The sequence below is a fragment of the Pseudomonas mandelii genome, assembly GCF_900106065.1.
Taxonomy (GTDB): Bacteria; Pseudomonadota; Gammaproteobacteria; order Pseudomonadales; family Pseudomonadaceae; genus Aquipseudomonas; species Aquipseudomonas mandelii.
Window position 1 is genome coordinate 3,673,193 of the sequence record NZ_LT629796.1, and the last position, 18,560, is coordinate 3,691,752.

Sequence of the window (18,560 nt, forward strand, 5' to 3'; positions counted from 1 at the left end):
TGTCGCTGCTTATCGGTCATGTGGCGGCAGGGGGAGGGGATTTCACCGACGTCAGGTAGTGCACGAAGTCATCCGGCGCCACGGCTTTGCTGAAGTAGTAGCCCTGGCCTTCCTCGCACTGATGGGCCTTGAGGAAATCCAGTTGTTCGAGGGTTTCCACCCCTTCGGCGATGATGGTCAGTTTCAGGCTCTTGCCCAGGCTGATGATGGCGCTGACCAGCGCTGCGTCGTTGATGTCACGGCTCAGGCCACGAATGAACGACTGATCGATTTTCAGCACGTCGATGGGAAAACGCCGCAGGTAACTCAGGCTGGAATAACCGGTGCCGAAGTCGTCGATGGCCAGCCGCACCCCCATGGCCTTGATCCGGTTCAGGGCGGTGACCGTGGCATCGACGTTCTGCATCAGCACGCCTTCGGTGATTTCCAGCTCCAGCAATGACGGGTCCAGACCGGTTTGTTTCAGAACCTGTTCAATGCCTTCGACAAAGCCTCGTTGGCGAAAGTCGATGGCCGACACATTCACCGACATGCACAGCCTCGGCAGCCCCGCCGCCTGCCAGGCGCAGGCTTGCCGACAGGCCTGGGCCAGCACCCATTTGCTCAACGGTACGATCAAGCCGCTGTCTTCGGCCACGCCAATGAAGTCCGACGGGTAGACCCAGCCATGTCCCGGTTTCTGCCAGCGAATCAAGGCCTCTGCGCCGACTACCTCACCGGTGCCCAGGTCGAGCTTGGGCTGGTAATGCAGGACAAATTCGTCCCGCTCCAATGCCAGGCGAATGCCCGACTCGATGGTCTGCTGGTCCCGGGCGCGCTGGTTCATTTCTTCAATGAAGAAGCGGAAGTCGTTGGGGCCGCTTTCCTTGACGTGACGCATCGCGGTTTCGGCTTTCTTGATCAGCGCGATCGCATCGAAGCCATCATCGGGGTAGATGCTGATGCCCAGGCTGGCGGTTACGCTCAGGTCATGGCCGGCGATGTGCTGGGTCGTGCCAATGGCGTTCAAGAGTTTTTCGGCGATGCCTTTGGTCTGCTGGGGATGGCGGATGTCAGCGAGGATCACCACGAACTCATCAGCGCCGTAGCGAAACACCGAATCGGATTCGCGCACCGTGGACACCAGGTTTTGCCCGACCCGTTTGAGCATCTCGTCACCGGCCGGATGGCCCAGGGCATTGTTGATGCGCTTGAAGCGATCAAGGCCCAGGAACATCACCGCCAGCTGCTTGTCATGGCGGCGCGACAACGCCAGGGACTGGTTCAGTCGATCTCCGAGCAACGTGCTGTTGGGCAGCTCGGTCAGTACGTCGTATTGCAACAGGTGGGACACCTTGAGCAGTTCGTGGACCCGCGCCTCGATGGTTTGCTCCAGGCTTTGCACTTTTGTCTCCGCGTCCTGGGTCATCTGCCATTTCCAGGTCAGGGCGCTGGCCATCTGGCGGATTTCCAGACTGTCGAAGGGTTTTTTCAACACCAGTAACTGGTCGCCGAACTCCAGCCGTTCAGCCATGTCCTCCCAGCTGTAATCCGAATAGGCGGTGCACAGCGCGATTTGCAGGTGCGGGTCGATCTTCCAGAGCTGTTCGATGGTTTCCAGCCCGTCCCAACCCGGCGGCATGCGCATGTCGGTGAACGCCATGGCGTAGGGGCGACCTTCGGCCTGGGCCCGCTGGACCAGCTCAAGGGCTTCCTGGCCCTGGTAGGCGGAATCGAGCTGGAAGGTCAGCCGAGCCGGCTGTTGCGTGCCGAACAGCGCCTCTTCCGTTCCGGCCAGGGTCTGCTCATCTTCAGAGTCAGGGCCGAGGATCTTGCGAAAATCCTCATGAATCGAAGGCGTGTCGTCGATGATCAGGATGCGCCGGTTGGTCCGGACGGACGACGTTTTCATCACTTGTCCTCCGTGGCGTGCGGGTTGTCCAGGATCGGTCCGTGGCTTGCGGGCACGATGCTGCCGGCTTTGAGCAACTGGGCGGCTTGTTGGCTGCTGACCGCTTTACTGAAAAAGTAACCCTGTGCGTTCATTGGCGAGCCTGTGGCCATCAGCGAACTACGCTGTTCCTGGGTTTCGACACCTTCGGCGATGATTCCGATCCCTACTTCTCGAGCGAAATTGATGATTGCGCGCAACGTGTTGGCACTTGCCGGATCGCGGGCAGCGGTGTCGATGAAAGCCTGGGCGAGTTTCAGGTGATTGACCTGGTAGGTCTTGAGGTAGTCGAACGAGGAGTATTCCGTGCCGAAGTCGTCGATGGCGATCTTCACCCCCAGCTCGCGCAGGCGTGGCAGCACGTCGTTGTGGGTCCATTTGGTCTGGGCCAGGGTGGCTTCGGTGACATCGAAGCGCAGGTCCCAGGCGCACAATTCCCAGCGCGCGGTGGTGCGCAGTACGTCATAGATCAGTTCGGGCCCGCTTTTCAGTTGGGCCAGGGACAGTTTGATGGCAATCACCGGGGGCGCCATGCCTTCGTCGCGCCACAGACGCATTTGCTGGCAGGCGCGATCCAGCACCCAGTGCCCGAGGGGGATGATGGCGCCGGTTTTTTCCGCGGCCGGCAGGAACGCCGACGCTTCCAGCAGGCCTCGCTCGGGGTGGTTCCAGCAGACCTGAGCTTCCATGCCGAGGATCTTGCCGCTGCTCAGGTCGACTTCCGGCCAGTATCTGAGTTCGAGTTCTTCATGGTCGATGGCCGTGCGCAGTTCGCTGGCGATGGTCATGCGCTCGACCACCTCCTGATTGATCTCCTCGGAGTGGAAGTGATACTGATTGCGGCCCTTTTCCTTGGAGCGATACAGCGCCATGTCAGCCTGGCTGAGCAAGCCGTCGGCGCTGGTGATGCGCGGCGAATAGCTGCTGATGCCGATGCTGACCGACACCCGCACGTCATTGCCGTCCAGGGAGTAGGGCAGCACCAGTGCATCGCGGACCTTGGCCGCCAGGGACGCGGACTGGGTCGGGTCGCTGACGTCCAGTTGCAGGATGGCGAACTCGTCGCCGCCGAGGCGGGCGACCACGTCGTTTTCGCGCACACAGGCTTTGATGCGCCGGGCCACTTCCTGCAGCAACAGATCGCCCACCGGATGACCGAGGGTATCGTTGATGCGTTTGAAGTGGTCAAGGTCCAGGTAGAACATCGCGAACGGTGTTGCACCCCGGCGCGCAGCGGCGAAGGCCTGATGCAGGCGTTCGATCAAGGTGGCACGGTTGGCCAGCCCCGTCAGCCCGTCGGTGCGGGCCAGCAGGGCGATTTTCTCCTCGGCGACCTTGCGTTCAGTGACGTCGATGATGATGCCTTCGACTTCCAGTAAACGTCCTTCGGCGTCTCGCACCGGAATATAGCGGTTTTCGACCCAGCGCCAGGCACCGTCGCCGGTGCGCATCCGAAACTCGATGGACGCGCCGCCCGCATGGCGATCCAGCACTCGGGCCATGGCCGTGTCGACTTTCGGCTGGTCGTCGGGATGGATCAACTCCCGGGCCCAGTTGGCCGAGGCGACCAGATTCGCCGCGACATGACCGTACTTGGTGATGTTGTGGGAGATGTACATCAGCGGAAACGACGGTTCGCCCCGCAGGCGATACAGAATGGTCGGGCTGTTCTGCACGATGATGTTGGCGTCGGACAGCTCCCGGGTGCGTTCTTCCACGGCCTGTTCCAGCAACGACATCTTCAGTTCGGCGTCTTCGGTCATTTGCCATTTGGCGGTCAGGGCGCTGGCCAGCTGACGGATTTCGATGGCATCGAATGGTTTTTTCAGGATCAGCAGGCGATCGCCCAGTTCCAGGCGTTCATCGATGTCTTCCCAGGAATAGTCGGAATAAGCGGTGCACAGCGCCACTTGCAGCTTGGGATCGACCTGCCACAGCCGTTCGATGGTTTCCAGGCCGTCCCAGCCCGGCGGCATGCGCATGTCGATGAAAGCCATCGCATAGGGCAGGTCGTTGGCCAGCGCTCGTTCAACCTTGTCCAGTGCTTCCAGCCCCTGAAACGCCGAATCGAGCATGAAACTTTGCAGGGTTGCCGTCGCTTGCGTCCCGAACAGGGCTTTTTCGGCGCTGATCAGGTCGTCGTCTTCGGGCGATGGCGGGCTGAGGATCTTGATGAAGTCCGCATGAATAGACGCGGTGTCGTCGACGATAAGTATCCGACGGTTGGTTCGTGCCAGCAGCGTATTCATAGGCATACGCCGGGAGCGGTGGCAATGTGGTGGTGCGGTGTGCTCATAGGGGCATCCTTTCCCTGATCACGTGGCCAAGCGCAGAAAGTGGATCCGAGTGAACTGAGCATAGTCGCCTGTGCAGCACTTCGCCCGGTCGCCTGAAACGAATCATTTCCAGGGGCGTTGCTGGAAATCATCTAGCCTGTAGCTCAGGCAGCGCCAGAAACGGAATGTTCTGGCTGATGATTGACGCGACGACGCCCGTTTTGCTTGAGGTAATGCCATGGAAGAGCAACTCCCCACTACTTTTGCCGATAAACCCACGATTCTGCTGGTCGACGACGAGGAGTCTATCCTCAACAGTCTGCGCCGGCTCTTGCGCGGCCAGCCCTACGAAGTATTGCTGGCCACCAGCGGGGAGCAAGCCCTGGATATCATGGCGAAACAGCCCGTCGACCTGGTGATGAGCGATGCGCGCATGCCTAACATGGACGGCGCCACGCTGCTGGCGCACATTCACCAGCGCCATCCCGACACGCTGCGCATTTTGCTGACCGGTTATGCCGACCTGACGATGATCGTCAAAGCAATCAACGACGGGCAGATTGACCGATACATCAGCAAACCCTGGCACGATGAGGAATTGCTGCTGACGTTGCGACAATCCCTCGCCTACCAGCGTTCCGAGCGCGAACGCCTGCATCTGGTGCAGGAGACCTGGGAGCAAAACGAAGAATTGAGGTTGCTCAACGCGACCCTGGAGAAACACGTCGCGTCCCGCACCGCCGAGCTGCAGCAGACGGCCGACATGCTCGACCTGGCCTACGAAGAGCTCAAACACAGCTATGTCACCGGCACCGAGGTGTTCTCGCTGCTGGCCAACCTGCGTTTGCCACCGGCCAAGCAGACGAACCGGCAGATCATCGAACTGGTGCGGGTGTACTGCAAACTCCATGGCGTGGACGAGGGCAGTACCCGCGACCTGACCATGGCCGCGGCGCTTTACAACATCGGCAAGCTGAGCTGGACCGACAGCATGATGACCGCGCCTGCGGATTTGCTGCACCACAACGATCAGGAACGCTATCGCGGTTATCCGAAGCAGAGCGAATCGTTGCTGATGACCCTCGATCCGATGAAGGATGCGGCGCGCCTGATCCTTCACCACCAGGAGCGCTGGGATGGCACCGGTTTCCCCGACCGGCTCAAGGGCGAGGCGATTCCGCTCGGGGCGCGGTGGCTGAAACTGGCGGTGGATTTCATCGAGTTGCAGCGTGGGCTGATCCTTGAGCGCCAGATGAACAGCGATGAAGCCCTGGTCTATATCCGCCAGTACGCCGGTCGTCTCTACGACCCTGATCTGGTGGAGGACTTCATTCAGGTCTGCGCCGCCTACCAGAGCGATGTGTCACTGGCCGATCCGACGGTCAAGGTACTGACGACCCGGGACCTGGCGACCGGCATGATTCTGGCGCGCAACCTCAATGCCGATAACGGCATGCTGTTGCTCAATGCGGGGAAGGTGCTGAGCGGGCCGCTGGTGGAGAAACTGATCGCGTTCGAAGCGATGGAAGGGGCGAAATACAGCGTTTTTGTGAAAGTGCCGGAGGAAGTGGAAGCCGCAATCCTCGAAGCGCCGCTGGTGGTTCAAGCTCAGCCCTGATCCCCCTTTGGAAGACTCAACACTGACCCCTGTGGGAGCGAGCCTGCTCGCGAAGACGGCCTGACATTCACCCTGGATGTCGACTGAAAGACCGCTATCGCGAGCAGGCTCGCTCCCACAAAGGGCTAGACCGCTATTTTCCCCCGTGACGCCGGCGCGACACCCATGTGATCCTTTGCGCCTTTCACTCAAGGCACACTCAGATCCATGACACTTTCATCCGCCCCTTCCCCCCGCACCATCCGCATCGCCGCCGCCCTGCTGATCGGCCCTGACGGTCGCACGCTGTTGGTCCGCAAACGCGGCACCGAAGCCTTCATGCAACCCGGCGGCAAGATCGAGGCCCATGAACAACCGGTTCACGCCCTGGCCCGTGAGCTGGAAGAAGAGCTTGGACTGGTCATCGACCCCGCGCACGCCACCTACCTGGGGCCCTTTTCGGCACCGGCGGCCAACGAGCCGGGTTTTGTCGTCCAGGCTGAACTCTTTCTGCTGACCATCGATTCAGACGTCTCGCCCGCCGCGGAGATTGAAGAGGTGCGCTGGATCGATCCGGCCACCGACGGCGATCTCTCGTTGGCGCCATTGACACGGGACGTGATCCTGCCGTTTTATCGAGCTTCGCTGACTGCAATCGCCTGATCATCCACGGACTAGGACTGCCCCATGATCCCACTTCAAGACTTGCTGATTTTCGCCGCTGCCGCGTTGCTGATGGTGCTGACGCCGGGGCCGAACATGATCTACCTGATCTCCCGTTCGATCTGCCAGGGGCGCAAGGCCGGCGTGACTTCGTTGCTCGGCGTGGTGGCGGGATTCTTCGTGCACTTGTTCGCCGCTGCGGCCGGTTTGACCGCGGTCTTTCTGGCCGTGCCGATGGCCTACGAAGTGTTGAAATGGGCCGGCGCGCTGTATCTGTTGTGGCTGGCCTGGCAGGCGGTCAAACCCGGCGCACGTTCACCCTTCGAAGCGCAGCAGTTGCCGCCGGACTCGTCGCGAAAACTGATCACCATGGGGTTTCTCACCAGCGCGCTGAACCCGAAGATCGCGGTGTTTTACCTGTCGGTGTTTCCACAGTTCATCACGCCTGAGCATGGCTCGGTGTTCACCCAGAGCATCGTGCTGGGCCTGACCCAGATCAGCGTCAGTTTCTGCGTCAACCTGCTGATCGCGATCTTCGCGGCAGGCATCGCGTCGTGGTTCGTCAACAACCCGACCTGGCTGGCGCTGCAGCGTTATTTCATGGGGTTTGTCCTGTCCGCGCTGGCGGTACGGCTGATGCTTGAGCAACGACGGACGGCTTGACCATGTGGATTGAACGACTGGATGCCAGCCATGCGCTGGACTATCGGGCGCTGATGCTGGAAGCCTACGACCTGCACCCGCAGGCCTTCACTTCGAGTGTGCGCGAACGCGCAACAATGCCGCTGAGTTGGTGGGAGTCGCGCCTGACCAGCAAGCTGGATGTGGTGTTCGGGGCGTTCGAGGACGGCGCGTTGTCAGGCATCGTCGGCCTGGCCTTCGAACCCCGGGAAAAGGCCCGGCACAAGGCGACGCTGTTTGGCATGTATGTGTCCGGCAAAGTCCGGCAGCGCGGGTTGGGTCAGCAACTGGTGCAAGCCGCGCTGGATGAAGCGCAGAACCATAAAGGCCTGCGGCTGATCCAGCTGACCGTCACCGCCGGCAATGAGGCGGCGTTCAACCTGTACCAGCGTTGCGGCTTCGTACAGTTCGGCCTCGAACCCATGGCGGTGCGCGTCGGCGAAGACTACTTCGACAAAATCCACATGTGGCGCGAGCTCTAAACCCACCACAGACCCCTGTAGGAGCGAGGCTTGCCCGCGAAGGCGTCGTGACAGTCGATATCTACTTGGCTGATACACCGCTTTCGCGGGCAAGCCTCGCTCCTACAGCGGTTGCGGTGTGTCAGCGGACTGCGCTGACGCCGTCGAGTGTCGAGAACGATGTGTCCTTGGCCGTCAGCAAGAAGTCGCGCATGTACGGCGCATCCAGCATGTCCGCACGAATCCCCGCATACAGCGTCGCAAACAATCCTTTCTCGCCCAGCCGCTTGGCCTTCACGTAACCCCGCGAGCTGTATTCATGCAGCGCCCAATGGGGCATGCCGCAGACGCCGCGTCCGCTGGCGACCAACTGCATCATCATCACCGTCAGTTCCGAGGTGCGGACCTGCGCCGGTTCGATGTCGGCCGGTTCCAGGAAACGGGTGAAGATGTCCAGCCGGTCGCGTTCCACCGGGTAGGTGATCAGCGTTTCCGTGAGCAGGTCTTCCGGCACGATGTAGGCCTTGTTCGCCAAACGGTGCTGATTGGCCACCGCGAGCATCGCTTCATAGGTGAACAGCGGCACGTAGGTGATCCCGGCCAGTTCCAGCGGATCGGAGGTCACCACCAAATCCAGATCGCCACGGGCCAGGGCCGGCAGCGGCGCGAAGGAGAAGCCCGAAGCCAGGTCCAGCTCGACTTCCGGCCAGGCATCGCGGAACTGATCGATGGTCGGCATCAGCCACTGGAAGCAACTGTGGCACTCGATTGCCATGTGCAAACGGCCTGCGGTGCCGCCCGCCAACCGCGCGATATCGCGTTCGGCACCGCGCAGCAGCGGCAGGGTGGCGTCGGCCAGTTGCAGCAGGCGCAACCCGGCGCTGGTGAACCGCACCGGTTTGGTCTTGCGCACGAACAACGGCATGCCCATGCGCTCCTCCAGTTCCTTGAACTGGTGGGACAGGGCCGATTGGGTCAGGTGCAGACGGTCGGCGGCATCGACCAGGCTGTCGGCTTCGCGCAAGGCGTGCAGGGTCTTCAGGTGGCGGATTTCAAGCACCGGGGGCTCCATGAGGAAAACTTGTGATCAACACGAAAAGGTTGAGTTTGTCTCATGTTGGGTTGGCTGTCGACAATAGCGCCATCTTTTACAGGGAGAAATTCACCATGGCTCTGGCCCACACACTTGGTTTTCCGCGCATCGGTGCTGACCGCGAACTGAAAAAAGCCCTCGAATCCTACTGGAAGGGCGACCTCGATCAGGACGCGCTGAAAAGCGTCGGCCGCCAACTGCGCGCCACCCACTGGCAGTTGCAGAAAGACGCCGGCATCGACCTGCTGCCCGTCGGCGACTTCGCCTGGTACGACCAGGTGCTGACCCATTCCCTGACCTTCGGCGTGATCCCCGAGCGTTTCGACAGCGCCAAGGATGCGCGCGGCCTGCCGACCCTCGACACCCTGTTCGCCATGGCCCGAGGCGCCACGGCGGCCTGCTGCGGTGGCGAACACACCCAGGCCCAATATGCCCAGGAGCTGACCAAGTGGTTCGACACCAACTACCACTACCTGGTCCCGGAATTCACAGCTGACCAACAGTTCAAACTGAGCTGGGAACAGTTGTTCGACGAGGTCGACGAAGCCAAGGCCCTCGGCCACAACGTCAAACCCGTCATCATCGGCCCGCTGACGTACCTGTGGCTGGGCAAGGCCAAAGGCAACGACTTCGACAAGCTCGACCTGCTCGAACGCCTGCTGCCGATCTACGGTGAAATCCTCGGCCGCCTCGCCGCCCAAGGCGTGGAATGGGTGCAGATCGACGAACCGATCCTGACCCTCGACCTGCCACAAGCCTGGAAAAACGCCTTCGAGCGCGCTTACCACATCCTTCAATACTCGCCGCTGAAAAAGCTCGTGGCGACCTACTTCAGTGGCCTGGAAGACAACCTCGGCCTGGCAGTCGGCCTGCCGGTGCAAGGCCTGCACATCGACGCGGTGCGGGCGCCGGATCAACTCGGTCAGGTGCTGGACCGTCTGCCGACCTACAAGATTCTTTCGGTGGGCCTGGTCAACGGTCGCAACGTCTGGCGTTGCGAACTGGAGCAAGTGCTCGCGCAACTGCAACCGGCGCAAGAGCGCTTTGGCGACAACCTATGGGTCAGCAGTTCCTGCTCGCTGCTGCACAGCCCGGTGGACCTGGAACGGGAAGACAAACTCGATCCTGAACTGAAAAGCTGGCTGGCCTTCGCCGTGCAGAAGTGCGGTGAAATCGCCGTACTGCGCGATGCCCTGAACGACCCGCAATCGCCCAAAGTACAAGCGGCTCTGGCCCAGAGCCGAGTGATTCAGACGAGCCGCGCCGAGTCGCCGCGTATCCATAAAGCCCACGTGCAGGCACGCATCAATGCGATCAGCGCAGCGGACAGCCAACGTCACTCGCCGTTCGCCAAGCGCATCGAGCAGCAACGCGCTCGGCTGAAACTGCCGGCATTCCCGACCACCACCATCGGCTCGTTTCCGCAGACCGGTTCGATCCGTCTGGCCCGCCAGGCGTTCAAGCAAGGCAAGCTGTCGGCCAACGATTACACCGACGCCATGCACAGCGAAATCCGTCACGCCGTGCAAGTCCAGGAACGCCTGGGCCTGGACGTGCTGGTGCACGGTGAAGCCGAGCGCAACGACATGGTCGAGTACTTCGCCGAGCAACTGGACGGCTACCTGTTCACCCGTTTCGGCTGGGTGCAGAGCTACGGTTCGCGCTGCGTCAAACCGGCGATCATCTACGGCGACCTGAGCCGTCCGAACGCCATGACCGTCGACTGGATCACCTATGCGCAAAGCCTGACCGACAAGGTCATGAAAGGCATGCTCACCGGTCCCGTGACCATGCTGATGTGGTCGTTCCCGCGCGAAGACGTCTCGCGCAAAATCCAGGCGCAGCAGTTGGCGTTGGCCCTGCGTGATGAAGTGGTCGATCTGGAAAGTGCCGGCATCAAGATCGTGCAGATCGACGAAGCCGCGTTCCGCGAAGGCTTGCCGCTGCGTCGGGCGCAATGGCAGGAATACCTGGACTGGGCGGTGGAAGCCTTCCGCTTGAGCGCTTCCGGCGTGCGGGACGAAACCCAGATCCACACCCACATGTGCTACAGCGAATTCAACGACGTGATCGAGTCCATCGCGGCGATGGATGCCGACGTGATCACCATCGAGACCTCGCGTTCGGACATGGAATTGCTGGAAGCCTTCGAAGCGTTCGACTACCCGAACGACATCGGGCCGGGCGTCTACGACATCCACTCGCCACGGGTGCCGGACACGGCCGAGATGGTCAAGTTGATGAGCAAAGCCGTGAAGCGCATTCCGGCCGAGCGGTTGTGGGTGAACCCGGATTGCGGGCTGAAGACCCGGGCGTGGCCGGAGACCGAGGCGGCGTTGGTCAATATGGTGGCGGCGGCAAGGCAGTTGCGCAGTCAGTTGGCTTAGCCGATGTAGCGTCTGTTCGGACGCCATCGCGAGCAGGCTCGCTCCCACATTGGATCTAGGTCGATCACAAATATTGTGTACGACATCGATCCTGTGGGAGTGAGCCTGCTCGCGATGAACGATAACGCGGTCCCGAAAATGACCGCTCGGCAATCTTCATCAAACTGTCACGTAACTGTGGCAGCGCGCTTGATCAAACTTCATCAGACTCGCGCTCTACTGGGGTTCTGCGTTTCGGTGTTTTTTCATGCGTGCATTCATTTTTCTGGCCTTGCTGTTGTTTGGCCTGCCGTCTTTGGCGGCGTCTCGTTGCGATGTCAATGTTCCCACCCAACAGGCCGATCTGGCGCAGGTGAGCCTGGCGTACCAGAGCATCGGCCGTGCGTCCGACCCGGCGTTGTTGCTGGTGATGGGCCTGGGCGGGCAGTTGATTCACTGGCCTGACGAGGTGGTGGTCGCGCTGTGTCAGCAGGGTTTTAGGGTGATTCGTTATGACAATCGCGACGTCGGCCTCTCGACCTGGCGGCAAACGCCCGCCGACGCCAACCTGACCTTCGAAGTGCTGCGCTACAAACTCGGTCTGCCGGTGGCGGCGCCGTACACCTTGACCGACATGGCGGACGACGCCTTTGGCCTGATGGATGCGTTGAAGGTTGAGCAGTTTCACGTCCTGGGCGCGAGCATGGGCGGGATGATTGCCCAGCACATGGCGGCGATGGCGCCGCAACGGGTCGAGAGCCTGACCCTGATCATGACCAGTTCCGGGGCCGAAGGCTTGCCGGCGCCGAGTGCGGCGTTGGTGCAGTTGTTGTCGCGGCGCAGCGCGCCGAATCGCGAAGTGGCGCTGGAACAGCAGGCCGATTTGCTGGCAGCGCTGGGCAGCCCGACCGTCAGTGATGATCGGCAAGCGTTGCTGCATCAGGCGGCGTTGTCCTATGACCGGGCGTTCAACCCGGAGGGCGTGAAGCGCCAGATCATGGCGATCCTCGCCGAGCGCAGTCGTGTGGCGCTGCTTAACCAGTTGCGCGTGCCGACGCTGGTGGTTCACGGCACAGCCGATCCGCTGTTGCCGGTGATGCATGGCGTGCACTTGGCGGCGCACATTCGTGGCAGTCAGTTGAAGCTGATTCCGGGGTTGGCGCATCGGTTCCAGGAGGCGTTCAAGGCGCCGTTGCTGGCGGCGGTTTTGCCGTATTTGCAGGCCCACCGCGAAGACACTTCGCATTGGGCACAGATCGATCCGGTGCCCACTCCGAACCTCCTGTAGTACCCAGTACCAATGTGGGAGCGAGCCTGCTCGCGATGGCTGTGTGTCAGTCAACATCAATGCTGAATGTCACACCGCCATCGCGAGCAGGCTCGCTCCCACAGTTGGATCTTCTTCGTTAGTGGAACCTTGTCAGCCAATCAGGTCGCGGCGCTTGGTGGAACGAAGTTATCCAGCATCCGGTTCACCGCCAGTTCACCCAGCATGACGGACTGCTGAATGCCGAGCACAGTGTTGCGCTGCGGGCCTTCCAGCAACCCGGCGAAATCACTCAGCATCACGCTCGCTGACGCCAGGGATTCGCAGGCGTTGGCCAGCAGGGTTTCTTGATCGATGTCGGGGGCGATGATGTAGATGGTGCTGGGTTTGCGTGGGGTGTCTTTGGGAATGACCGGTTTGAGGTAGAAATCGAGGGCGCGGTCGGCGGCTTCGTTGAGTTTTTTGGAGTCCGGGGTTTCGTAGGGGGAAACGTCGTCGGATTCCGGGGGATTTGGTGTGATCTTGAACATTGGATTGGTACTCCTGTTAATAGAGCCGCAACCTGTCTCGCTACTAAACGGAAGGGTGGCAGCTGTGCGCAAGTTAGTAGACCGGCCACCAATCCAAAACCGGCGCGTCCGAGGACGCCATGCGCACAGCTACCATTAAGTGCAGGCGAATGCCTGACTATATGTCGCATGTACGTCCGGATTGGAAAGGCCGGGCTACTAAACCCGATCACTGGGAATCAGTGACACGAACCAAGTTACCGACGGCCACCCAGGCGCACAAGCCAGCGGATTCTGACGTTGTTGTAGGCGACGGCGCAAGGCGCTGTAGCTTTCAGGAAGTAACCTTAAACAGAACTAAACACCCCCTCCCAAACACCCCCGATCCCTGTAGGAGTGAGCCTGCTCGCGATGGCGGTGTATCAGTCAACATCAATGTTGAATGTCAGACCGCAATCGCGAGCAGGCTCGCTCCTACAAGGGACCTGCGCGCGCCAGTCTTCGGGTGTATTGTTCCAGCTTTCCGCGCGATCCAAGCCTGCGAGGTGAATGATGAGTACCCCCCTGAAAATCGATTTCGTCAGCGACGTGTCCTGCCCATGGTGCGTGGTCGGTCTGTATGGCCTGACCCGGGCCCTGGATTTGCTGGGCGATGAGGTCCAGGCCGAGATCCGTTTCCAGCCGTTCGAACTGAACCCGAAAATGGGGCCGGAAGGGCAGAACATCACCGAACACATCACTGAAAAGTACGGCTCGACCCCGGAGCAGTCGCAGAAGAATCGCGAGATGATCCGCGCCCGTGGGGCCGAGGTCGGGTTCGCGTTTCGCACTGATGGCAACAGCCGCATCTACAACACCTTTGATGCGCATCGGTTGTTGTTTTGGGCGGGGTTGGAAGGGTTGCAGTTCAATCTGAAGGAAGCGCTGTTCAAGGCTTATTTCACTGAGGGCGGCAATCCGTCGGATCACAAGCAGTTGGCGCTGATGGCTGAAAGCGTGGGGCTGGATCGGCAGCGGGCGGAGGCGATTCTGGCGTCCGATGAATTCGCCACAGAGGTGCTCAAAGAAGAGAAGTTGTGGCTGGCGCGCGGGGTGAGTTCGGTGCCGACGGTGGTGTTCAACGGGCAGTACGCGGTGACGGGCGGGCAGCCGGTCGAGACCTTTGTCGGGGCGATTCGGCAGATCATGAGTGAATCGAAGGGCGGGACCGTGAGCTAATTACCGGGAGTGCTTCTGTGGCGAGGGAGCTTGCTCCCGCTGGGCTGCGAAGCGGCCCCAATGTCAGCACCGTTGTAGCCAGGCTGACCGCATTCGCTGGATTTACGACTGCTGCGCAGCCGAGCGGGAGCAAGCTCCCTCGCCACAGGGGGGAGCGGTTACCTGACGATTTTGTCGACGTGGATGCCCAGTTTCTTCAGGCGATACCAGAAGCTGCGCTCGGAGATCCCGATCAACTGCGCCGCCGCAGCCTGTACACCATTGCTCTGCGCCAGCGCCGCCAGAATGTAAGCCTTCTCGACCTCCGCCAACGCCGCTTCCAGATCCGCCGGCACGCTGCCTTCGGTGACCAGCGCACCGCTGGTGCCGGCATTTGAGGCAAACAGATACGCCGGCAAATCTTCCTCTTCAATCACCGCCCCCGACGCGACAATCGTCGCTCGTTCCACGCAGTTCTGCAGCTCACGAATATTCCCTGGCCACGAATAATGGGCCATGGCCTGCAAGGCTTCCGCGCTGAATCCGGTAAAACGCTTGCCTGCCGTGGCGCCCAGGGTGTGGGCAAAATGCCTGGCCAGCGGCGCGATGTCTTCCACACGTTCGCGCAGGGCCGGCAAGGGAATCGGGAACACATTGAGGCGGTAATAAAGGTCCTCGCGAAACTCCCTGTTGGCCACCGCGTCCAGCAGGTTCTTGTTGGTCGCGGCAATCACCCGCACATCGACCTTGCGCTCGCGCGGATCGCCCACCGGCTCGATCACCCGTTCCTGCAAGGCCCGGAGGATTTTCGCCTGCAAGGCCAGCGGCATTTCGCCGATTTCATCAAGGAACAACGTGCCTTTGTCAGCCTGCATGAAGCGCCCGACGCGATCCGCCACGGCGCCGGTAAACGCGCCTTTGCGGTGACCGAACATTTCGCTTTCCAGCAACCCTTCCGGGATCGCCGCACAGTTCACCGCCACAAACGGTTTGTCAGCGCGGTTACCGTGTTTGTGTATCGCCCGGGCGACCATTTCCTTGCCGGTGCCGCTTTCGCCGGTCAGCAGAATCGTCGCGTTGCTTTCGCGCACGGAATCGATGGCGTGCAGCACCCGGCGAAAACTCGGGCTGTCGCCGATCAGGCTGTCAATCTGCTGATGCTCATCGAGCTCGGCACGCATGCGCTGGTTGTCTTTGAGGATGTCGCGAAATTGCAGGGCCTTGCTGACGGTGATGTCCAGTTCGTCGATGTCGAACGGCTTGGCGATGTAGTCGAAGGCGCCGTTGCGCATCGACTGCACGGCGTTTTTCACCGTGCTGTAGGCGGTCATGACGATCACCGGCAGCTGCGGAAAACGGCTTTTGATTTCCGCCAGCAACTGCGGGCCGTCCATGCCGGGCATGCGCCAGTCGCTGATCACCAGGTCAATGTCCTCGCACTCCAGCACCTTGAGCGCGTGCAAGCCGTTGCCGGCGGTGAACACCTGGATGCTGTTCTGACCCAGGGCCGATGCCAGCAAGTCGCAGAGCTTGGGCTCGTCGTCCACCACCAGTACGTTATGTGTCATCGCTGCCCTCGTCGAAGTCTTCACCGTTGGCCGGAATGTACAGCGTGAAGGTGGTCCCGGCATCTTTTTCACTGACGCATTCGATGCGCCCGTCATGACCTTCCATGATCGAGAACACCTTCGCCAGCCCCAGGCCGGTACCCGAAGCCTTGGTGGTGACGAACGGCGTGAAGATCCGTTCGAGCATATCCGGTTCGATGCCCTGGCCGGTGTCGCTGATGCTGATTACGGTGTACGGCGATTCGCTGCTGATCGCCACGGTCAGCCGTCCACCGTCGGGCATGGCGTCGATGGCGTTGACGATCAGGTTCAGGCCGGCCTGCTTGAGTTGCCGCGCGTCGACATGAAGGGGCGCGCCGGGGGCCTGATCGTCGATGTGCACATCGATGTTATGGCTGGCCAGCTCCGGGGCGCAGAAGCCGACCAGGTCATCCACCAGCGGCCGCGCCGCCTGGGTCGAACGCATCGGCGCGCTGGGCTTGGCGAAGTCGAGGAAATCGGTGATCAGGTCGTTGATGCGGCTGACTTCGCTGACCACGTATTCCAGGTGACGCTTGTCGGTCTCGGGCAAATCGGCGCGCCGGTGCAGCAGTTGCGTGGCTGTCTTGATGATGCCCAGCGGGTTGCGGATTTCATGGGCCAGGCCCATGGCGACTTCACCCAGGGCATGCAGACGGTCGCGGCGGCGCAGTTGCGATTCCAGGTGCTGCAACTCGCCGAGGCGTTCGCTCATGTGGTTGAAGGTGCTGCTCAATTCCGCCAGTTCGTCGCCGCCGGTGACCGCCAGGCGTTGGCGGTAATCCCCGGCAATCACCGCTTGCACGCCTTTGGACAACCCGCGCAACGGCTTGGTCAGGCGTTGCGAAACAATCCAGCCGACCGCCAGGGACGCCGCCGAGCTGAGCAGGAAAATCAGGATGAACAGGTTGCTCTGGTTCACCAGCCCGACCAGGCTGGTGTGGCGCAGCAGACCGCTGAAAATCACGCCTTGCAGCTCACCGCTTTCATTGAGGATCGGCCGGTAGATGCCGCTGTAGCGATTGGTGAATTGTTCGATCGGCTGCTTGGTGCTGCGCAGGGTCTGTTCGATTTTTTCCGGTACCGCCGCCGGGTGATCTTCGAAGCGCTGGGTGGAAAAGATCTCCGAGAAGTCATCGGCCTTGGCCAGGTACAGGCGCAGGTCGAGGGAGTGCACATCGGCGACGCTGGTGAGGAAACTGCTGTCCAGGTAGGTGGCGATCAACAGTTTGTAGTCGACGCCGTCCTGATCGGTCTCGAAGGTCGAGACCACCGTGCCGGTGGGGATGCCGCCGACTTGCAGGGTCTGCAACAACGCCTTGGACTCGGTGCTGATCTGCCGGACGATGTCATCGGCGGCGGTGCTGAACACCACTTTGTGATCGCTGTTGCGCACCAGCGCCACCACGTCGATACCCATGGAATCGGCGATGTCGGTGGTCAGTTTGTCGTGTTTGCTCGATAACCGGTCCGTCGGCGGGCGGGTGTAGCGCAGGAACAACTGCGCGGCCCGGGCGTTATCCCGGCGGATCTCGGTGATCTCGTCCTCGACGATCTGGGTCGATTCCTGCAGCCAGATCCGCACGTTGCTGTCGAAAATCTGCGACAGGGTGGTGGCCGCCAGTTCTGCGGCGATCATGGTCGGAATCACGCTGACCAGCCAGAACGCCAACACCAGTTTGCGCTGCAGGCTCCATCCGGAGAGGGCGAAAGGTCGGGCGGTGGCGGGGCGGTTTTTGATCATGAAGTTTCGCTTAATGCAGCAGCCATGGCAGGGTCGGAGCGGTCCGGTCGAATGAACATTTTCACCAGTCGCAACAGACCGTCGAGCACTCGGTTGCGATGGCGGAAAAACACGGTGTTGCCGGTGAACGAGCAACCCAGGCGCAGCTTACTGGCATAGCCGGCCTGACCGCACGCATAGATCGGGATGCCGTGTTCAATACAGTAGTCGACATTGGCCAGCCAGCTGCGCACGTACAGATTGTGCTCGCGGGTCCGGGTCAGGTCATGGGCGAAGAATTTGTCGACCAGGCGTTGCTCGTCCAGCAGCACGAGGTTGAACGCTACCAGCTCATCGCCGACCCAGTACAGCACGCACGCGGCGCGTTCATCGAGGTATTCGAGGACTTGGCGGAAGTAGTCCGATGGCAAGCGTTCAAAGGTCAGGTCGCTGCGTGAAAGGGTGGCTTCGTAAAGCGCCATCATGTGTGGGAGCAGGTCTTCCACAGCGCGCCGCCATTCGATGCGCGGACCTTGCGCGCGCAACGTGCGGCGCAGGTCTTTACGGGTGGATTTGCCGAGCGTGCCGAGGTAAGCGTCCACGGAGCCAAAACGGATCGGCAGTTCGGCGCTGGGCAGGCCGGGCATGCTTTGCAGACCGGCCGCCTGGCACACCTGCAACCACTGTGGATCGCGATGGGACGCGTCCTTGACCGCCAGCAGACCGATTCCGGCCTGGTCGGCGTCGTTGCGCGCCAGGATTAACAATTGCTCAAGCAAGGCCGGACGCCGTGCGGGGTCGATCTGGCGTGCGGTCCCCACATGGCATTGCTCGGCCACCGGCGAACCGAGGGCGTACAAGCGGACGTCCAACAGCCCCGGCCACCAGCGGCGCAACTGCTCGGTGACGCGTTTACCCGGTCCCTGAACCGTGGTGTCCAGCGAATACGCGGTGGTGAATGCCACTGCCGCCGCGACCAACACCTCGTCTTCGTACAGCGCCAGATAGCGCCACCGGAAATCCGCAATGCCTGCCTGTTCAACGGCCCGGTAATAATCCCAGTCCTCCAGTTCGCCGGGGAAACAGGCATTCCAGGCACTGCGGTCGATGGCTTCGATGGTTGAATAGGCAAGGGCAGTGATCACATCGTTTCCTTGTAGGAGCGAGCCTGCTCGCGATGGTCGTTAACGATAACGTGGGGTTACAGAAGA

14 protein-coding genes are annotated in these 18,560 nt (G+C 61.2%); 7 read left to right on the plus strand and 7 right to left on the minus strand.

What is annotated here, in order from left to right:
* Window positions 1-16 precede the first annotated feature (16 nt).
* Together BLU63_RS16930 and BLU63_RS16935 are read right to left on the minus strand one after the other, a co-directional pair.
* A complete protein-coding gene (locus BLU63_RS16930; protein ID WP_083375836.1) occupies window positions 17-1,891 on the minus strand; it encodes a putative bifunctional diguanylate cyclase/phosphodiesterase in 1,875 nt (624 codons plus the stop codon).
* A complete protein-coding gene (locus BLU63_RS16935) occupies window positions 1,891-4,185 on the minus strand; it encodes a putative bifunctional diguanylate cyclase/phosphodiesterase (RefSeq protein ID WP_042932615.1) in 2,295 nt (764 codons plus the stop codon). Before BLU63_RS16935 ends, BLU63_RS16930 begins: the two co-directional genes overlap by 1 nt.
* Window positions 4,186-4,444: 259 nt before the next feature.
* Between BLU63_RS16935 and BLU63_RS16940 the strand changes: the two genes are divergently transcribed.
* From BLU63_RS16940 to BLU63_RS16955, 4 genes are all read left to right on the plus strand, one after another.
* Entirely contained in the window at window positions 4,445-5,824 is a 1,380-nt protein-coding gene (locus BLU63_RS16940; protein ID WP_083375837.1) for an HD domain-containing phosphohydrolase, read from the plus strand.
* A gap of 207 nt (window positions 5,825-6,031) precedes the next feature.
* Entirely contained in the window at window positions 6,032-6,466 is a 435-nt protein-coding gene (locus tag BLU63_RS16945) for an NUDIX hydrolase (protein ID WP_077749828.1), read from the plus strand.
* Between the two features lie 24 nt (window positions 6,467-6,490).
* Window positions 6,491-7,129, plus strand: coding sequence for a LysE family translocator (locus BLU63_RS16950; RefSeq protein ID WP_010457727.1), 639 nt, complete (start codon window positions 6,491-6,493; stop codon window positions 7,127-7,129).
* Window positions 7,130-7,131: 2 nt separating this feature from the next.
* Entirely contained in the window at window positions 7,132-7,629 is a 498-nt protein-coding gene (locus tag BLU63_RS16955) for a GNAT family N-acetyltransferase (RefSeq protein ID WP_010457726.1), read from the plus strand.
* Between the two features lie 121 nt (window positions 7,630-7,750).
* On the opposite strand, the gene metR is transcribed toward BLU63_RS16955, so the two are convergent.
* Window positions 7,751-8,668 carry a transcriptional regulator MetR gene (gene metR / locus BLU63_RS16960; protein WP_010457725.1) on the minus strand — a complete coding sequence of 306 codons (918 nt, stop codon included), beginning with the start codon at window positions 8,666-8,668 and terminating at the stop codon, window positions 7,751-7,753.
* Window positions 8,669-8,775: 107 nt separating this feature from the next.
* Between metR and metE the strand changes: the two genes are divergently transcribed.
* Together metE and BLU63_RS16970 are read left to right on the plus strand one after the other, a co-directional pair.
* On the plus strand, window positions 8,776-11,088 hold the full coding sequence (gene metE, locus BLU63_RS16965) for a 5-methyltetrahydropteroyltriglutamate--homocysteine S-methyltransferase (protein ID WP_010457724.1): 2,313 nt from the start codon (window positions 8,776-8,778) through the stop codon (window positions 11,086-11,088).
* A gap of 247 nt (window positions 11,089-11,335) precedes the next feature.
* Complete coding sequence (locus tag BLU63_RS16970) at window positions 11,336-12,355, plus strand: alpha/beta fold hydrolase (protein ID WP_010457723.1); 1,020 nt, start codon at window positions 11,336-11,338, stop codon at window positions 12,353-12,355.
* A gap of 140 nt (window positions 12,356-12,495) precedes the next feature.
* Here the strand turns inward: BLU63_RS16970 and BLU63_RS16975 are convergent, their stop codons facing one another.
* A complete protein-coding gene (locus BLU63_RS16975; protein ID WP_083375838.1) occupies window positions 12,496-12,864 on the minus strand; it encodes a DUF6124 family protein in 369 nt (122 codons plus the stop codon).
* Between the two features lie 531 nt (window positions 12,865-13,395).
* Here BLU63_RS16975 and BLU63_RS16980 point away from each other — a divergent pair.
* On the plus strand, window positions 13,396-14,061 hold the full coding sequence (locus BLU63_RS16980; protein ID WP_083377272.1) for a DsbA family oxidoreductase: 666 nt from the start codon (window positions 13,396-13,398) through the stop codon (window positions 14,059-14,061).
* Window positions 14,062-14,219: 158 nt separating this feature from the next.
* On the opposite strand, the gene BLU63_RS16985 is transcribed toward BLU63_RS16980, so the two are convergent.
* The 3 genes from BLU63_RS16985 to BLU63_RS16995 are packed head-to-tail and all read right to left on the minus strand — an operon-like array spanning window position 14,220 to window position 18,494.
* Window positions 14,220-15,608, minus strand: coding sequence for a sigma-54-dependent transcriptional regulator (locus BLU63_RS16985; RefSeq protein WP_083375839.1), 1,389 nt, complete (start codon window positions 15,606-15,608; stop codon window positions 14,220-14,222).
* Window positions 15,598-17,370 (minus strand): sensor histidine kinase, encoded by a 1,773-nt coding sequence (locus BLU63_RS16990; protein WP_083375840.1) that lies wholly within the window; start codon window positions 17,368-17,370, stop codon window positions 15,598-15,600. Before BLU63_RS16990 ends, BLU63_RS16985 begins: the two co-directional genes overlap by 11 nt.
* On the minus strand, window positions 17,367-18,494 hold the full coding sequence (locus BLU63_RS16995) for a GNAT family N-acetyltransferase (protein ID WP_083375841.1): 1,128 nt from the start codon (window positions 18,492-18,494) through the stop codon (window positions 17,367-17,369). The genes BLU63_RS16990 and BLU63_RS16995 overlap by 4 nt, the downstream gene beginning before the upstream one ends.
* Window positions 18,495-18,560: the final 66 nt, after the last annotated feature.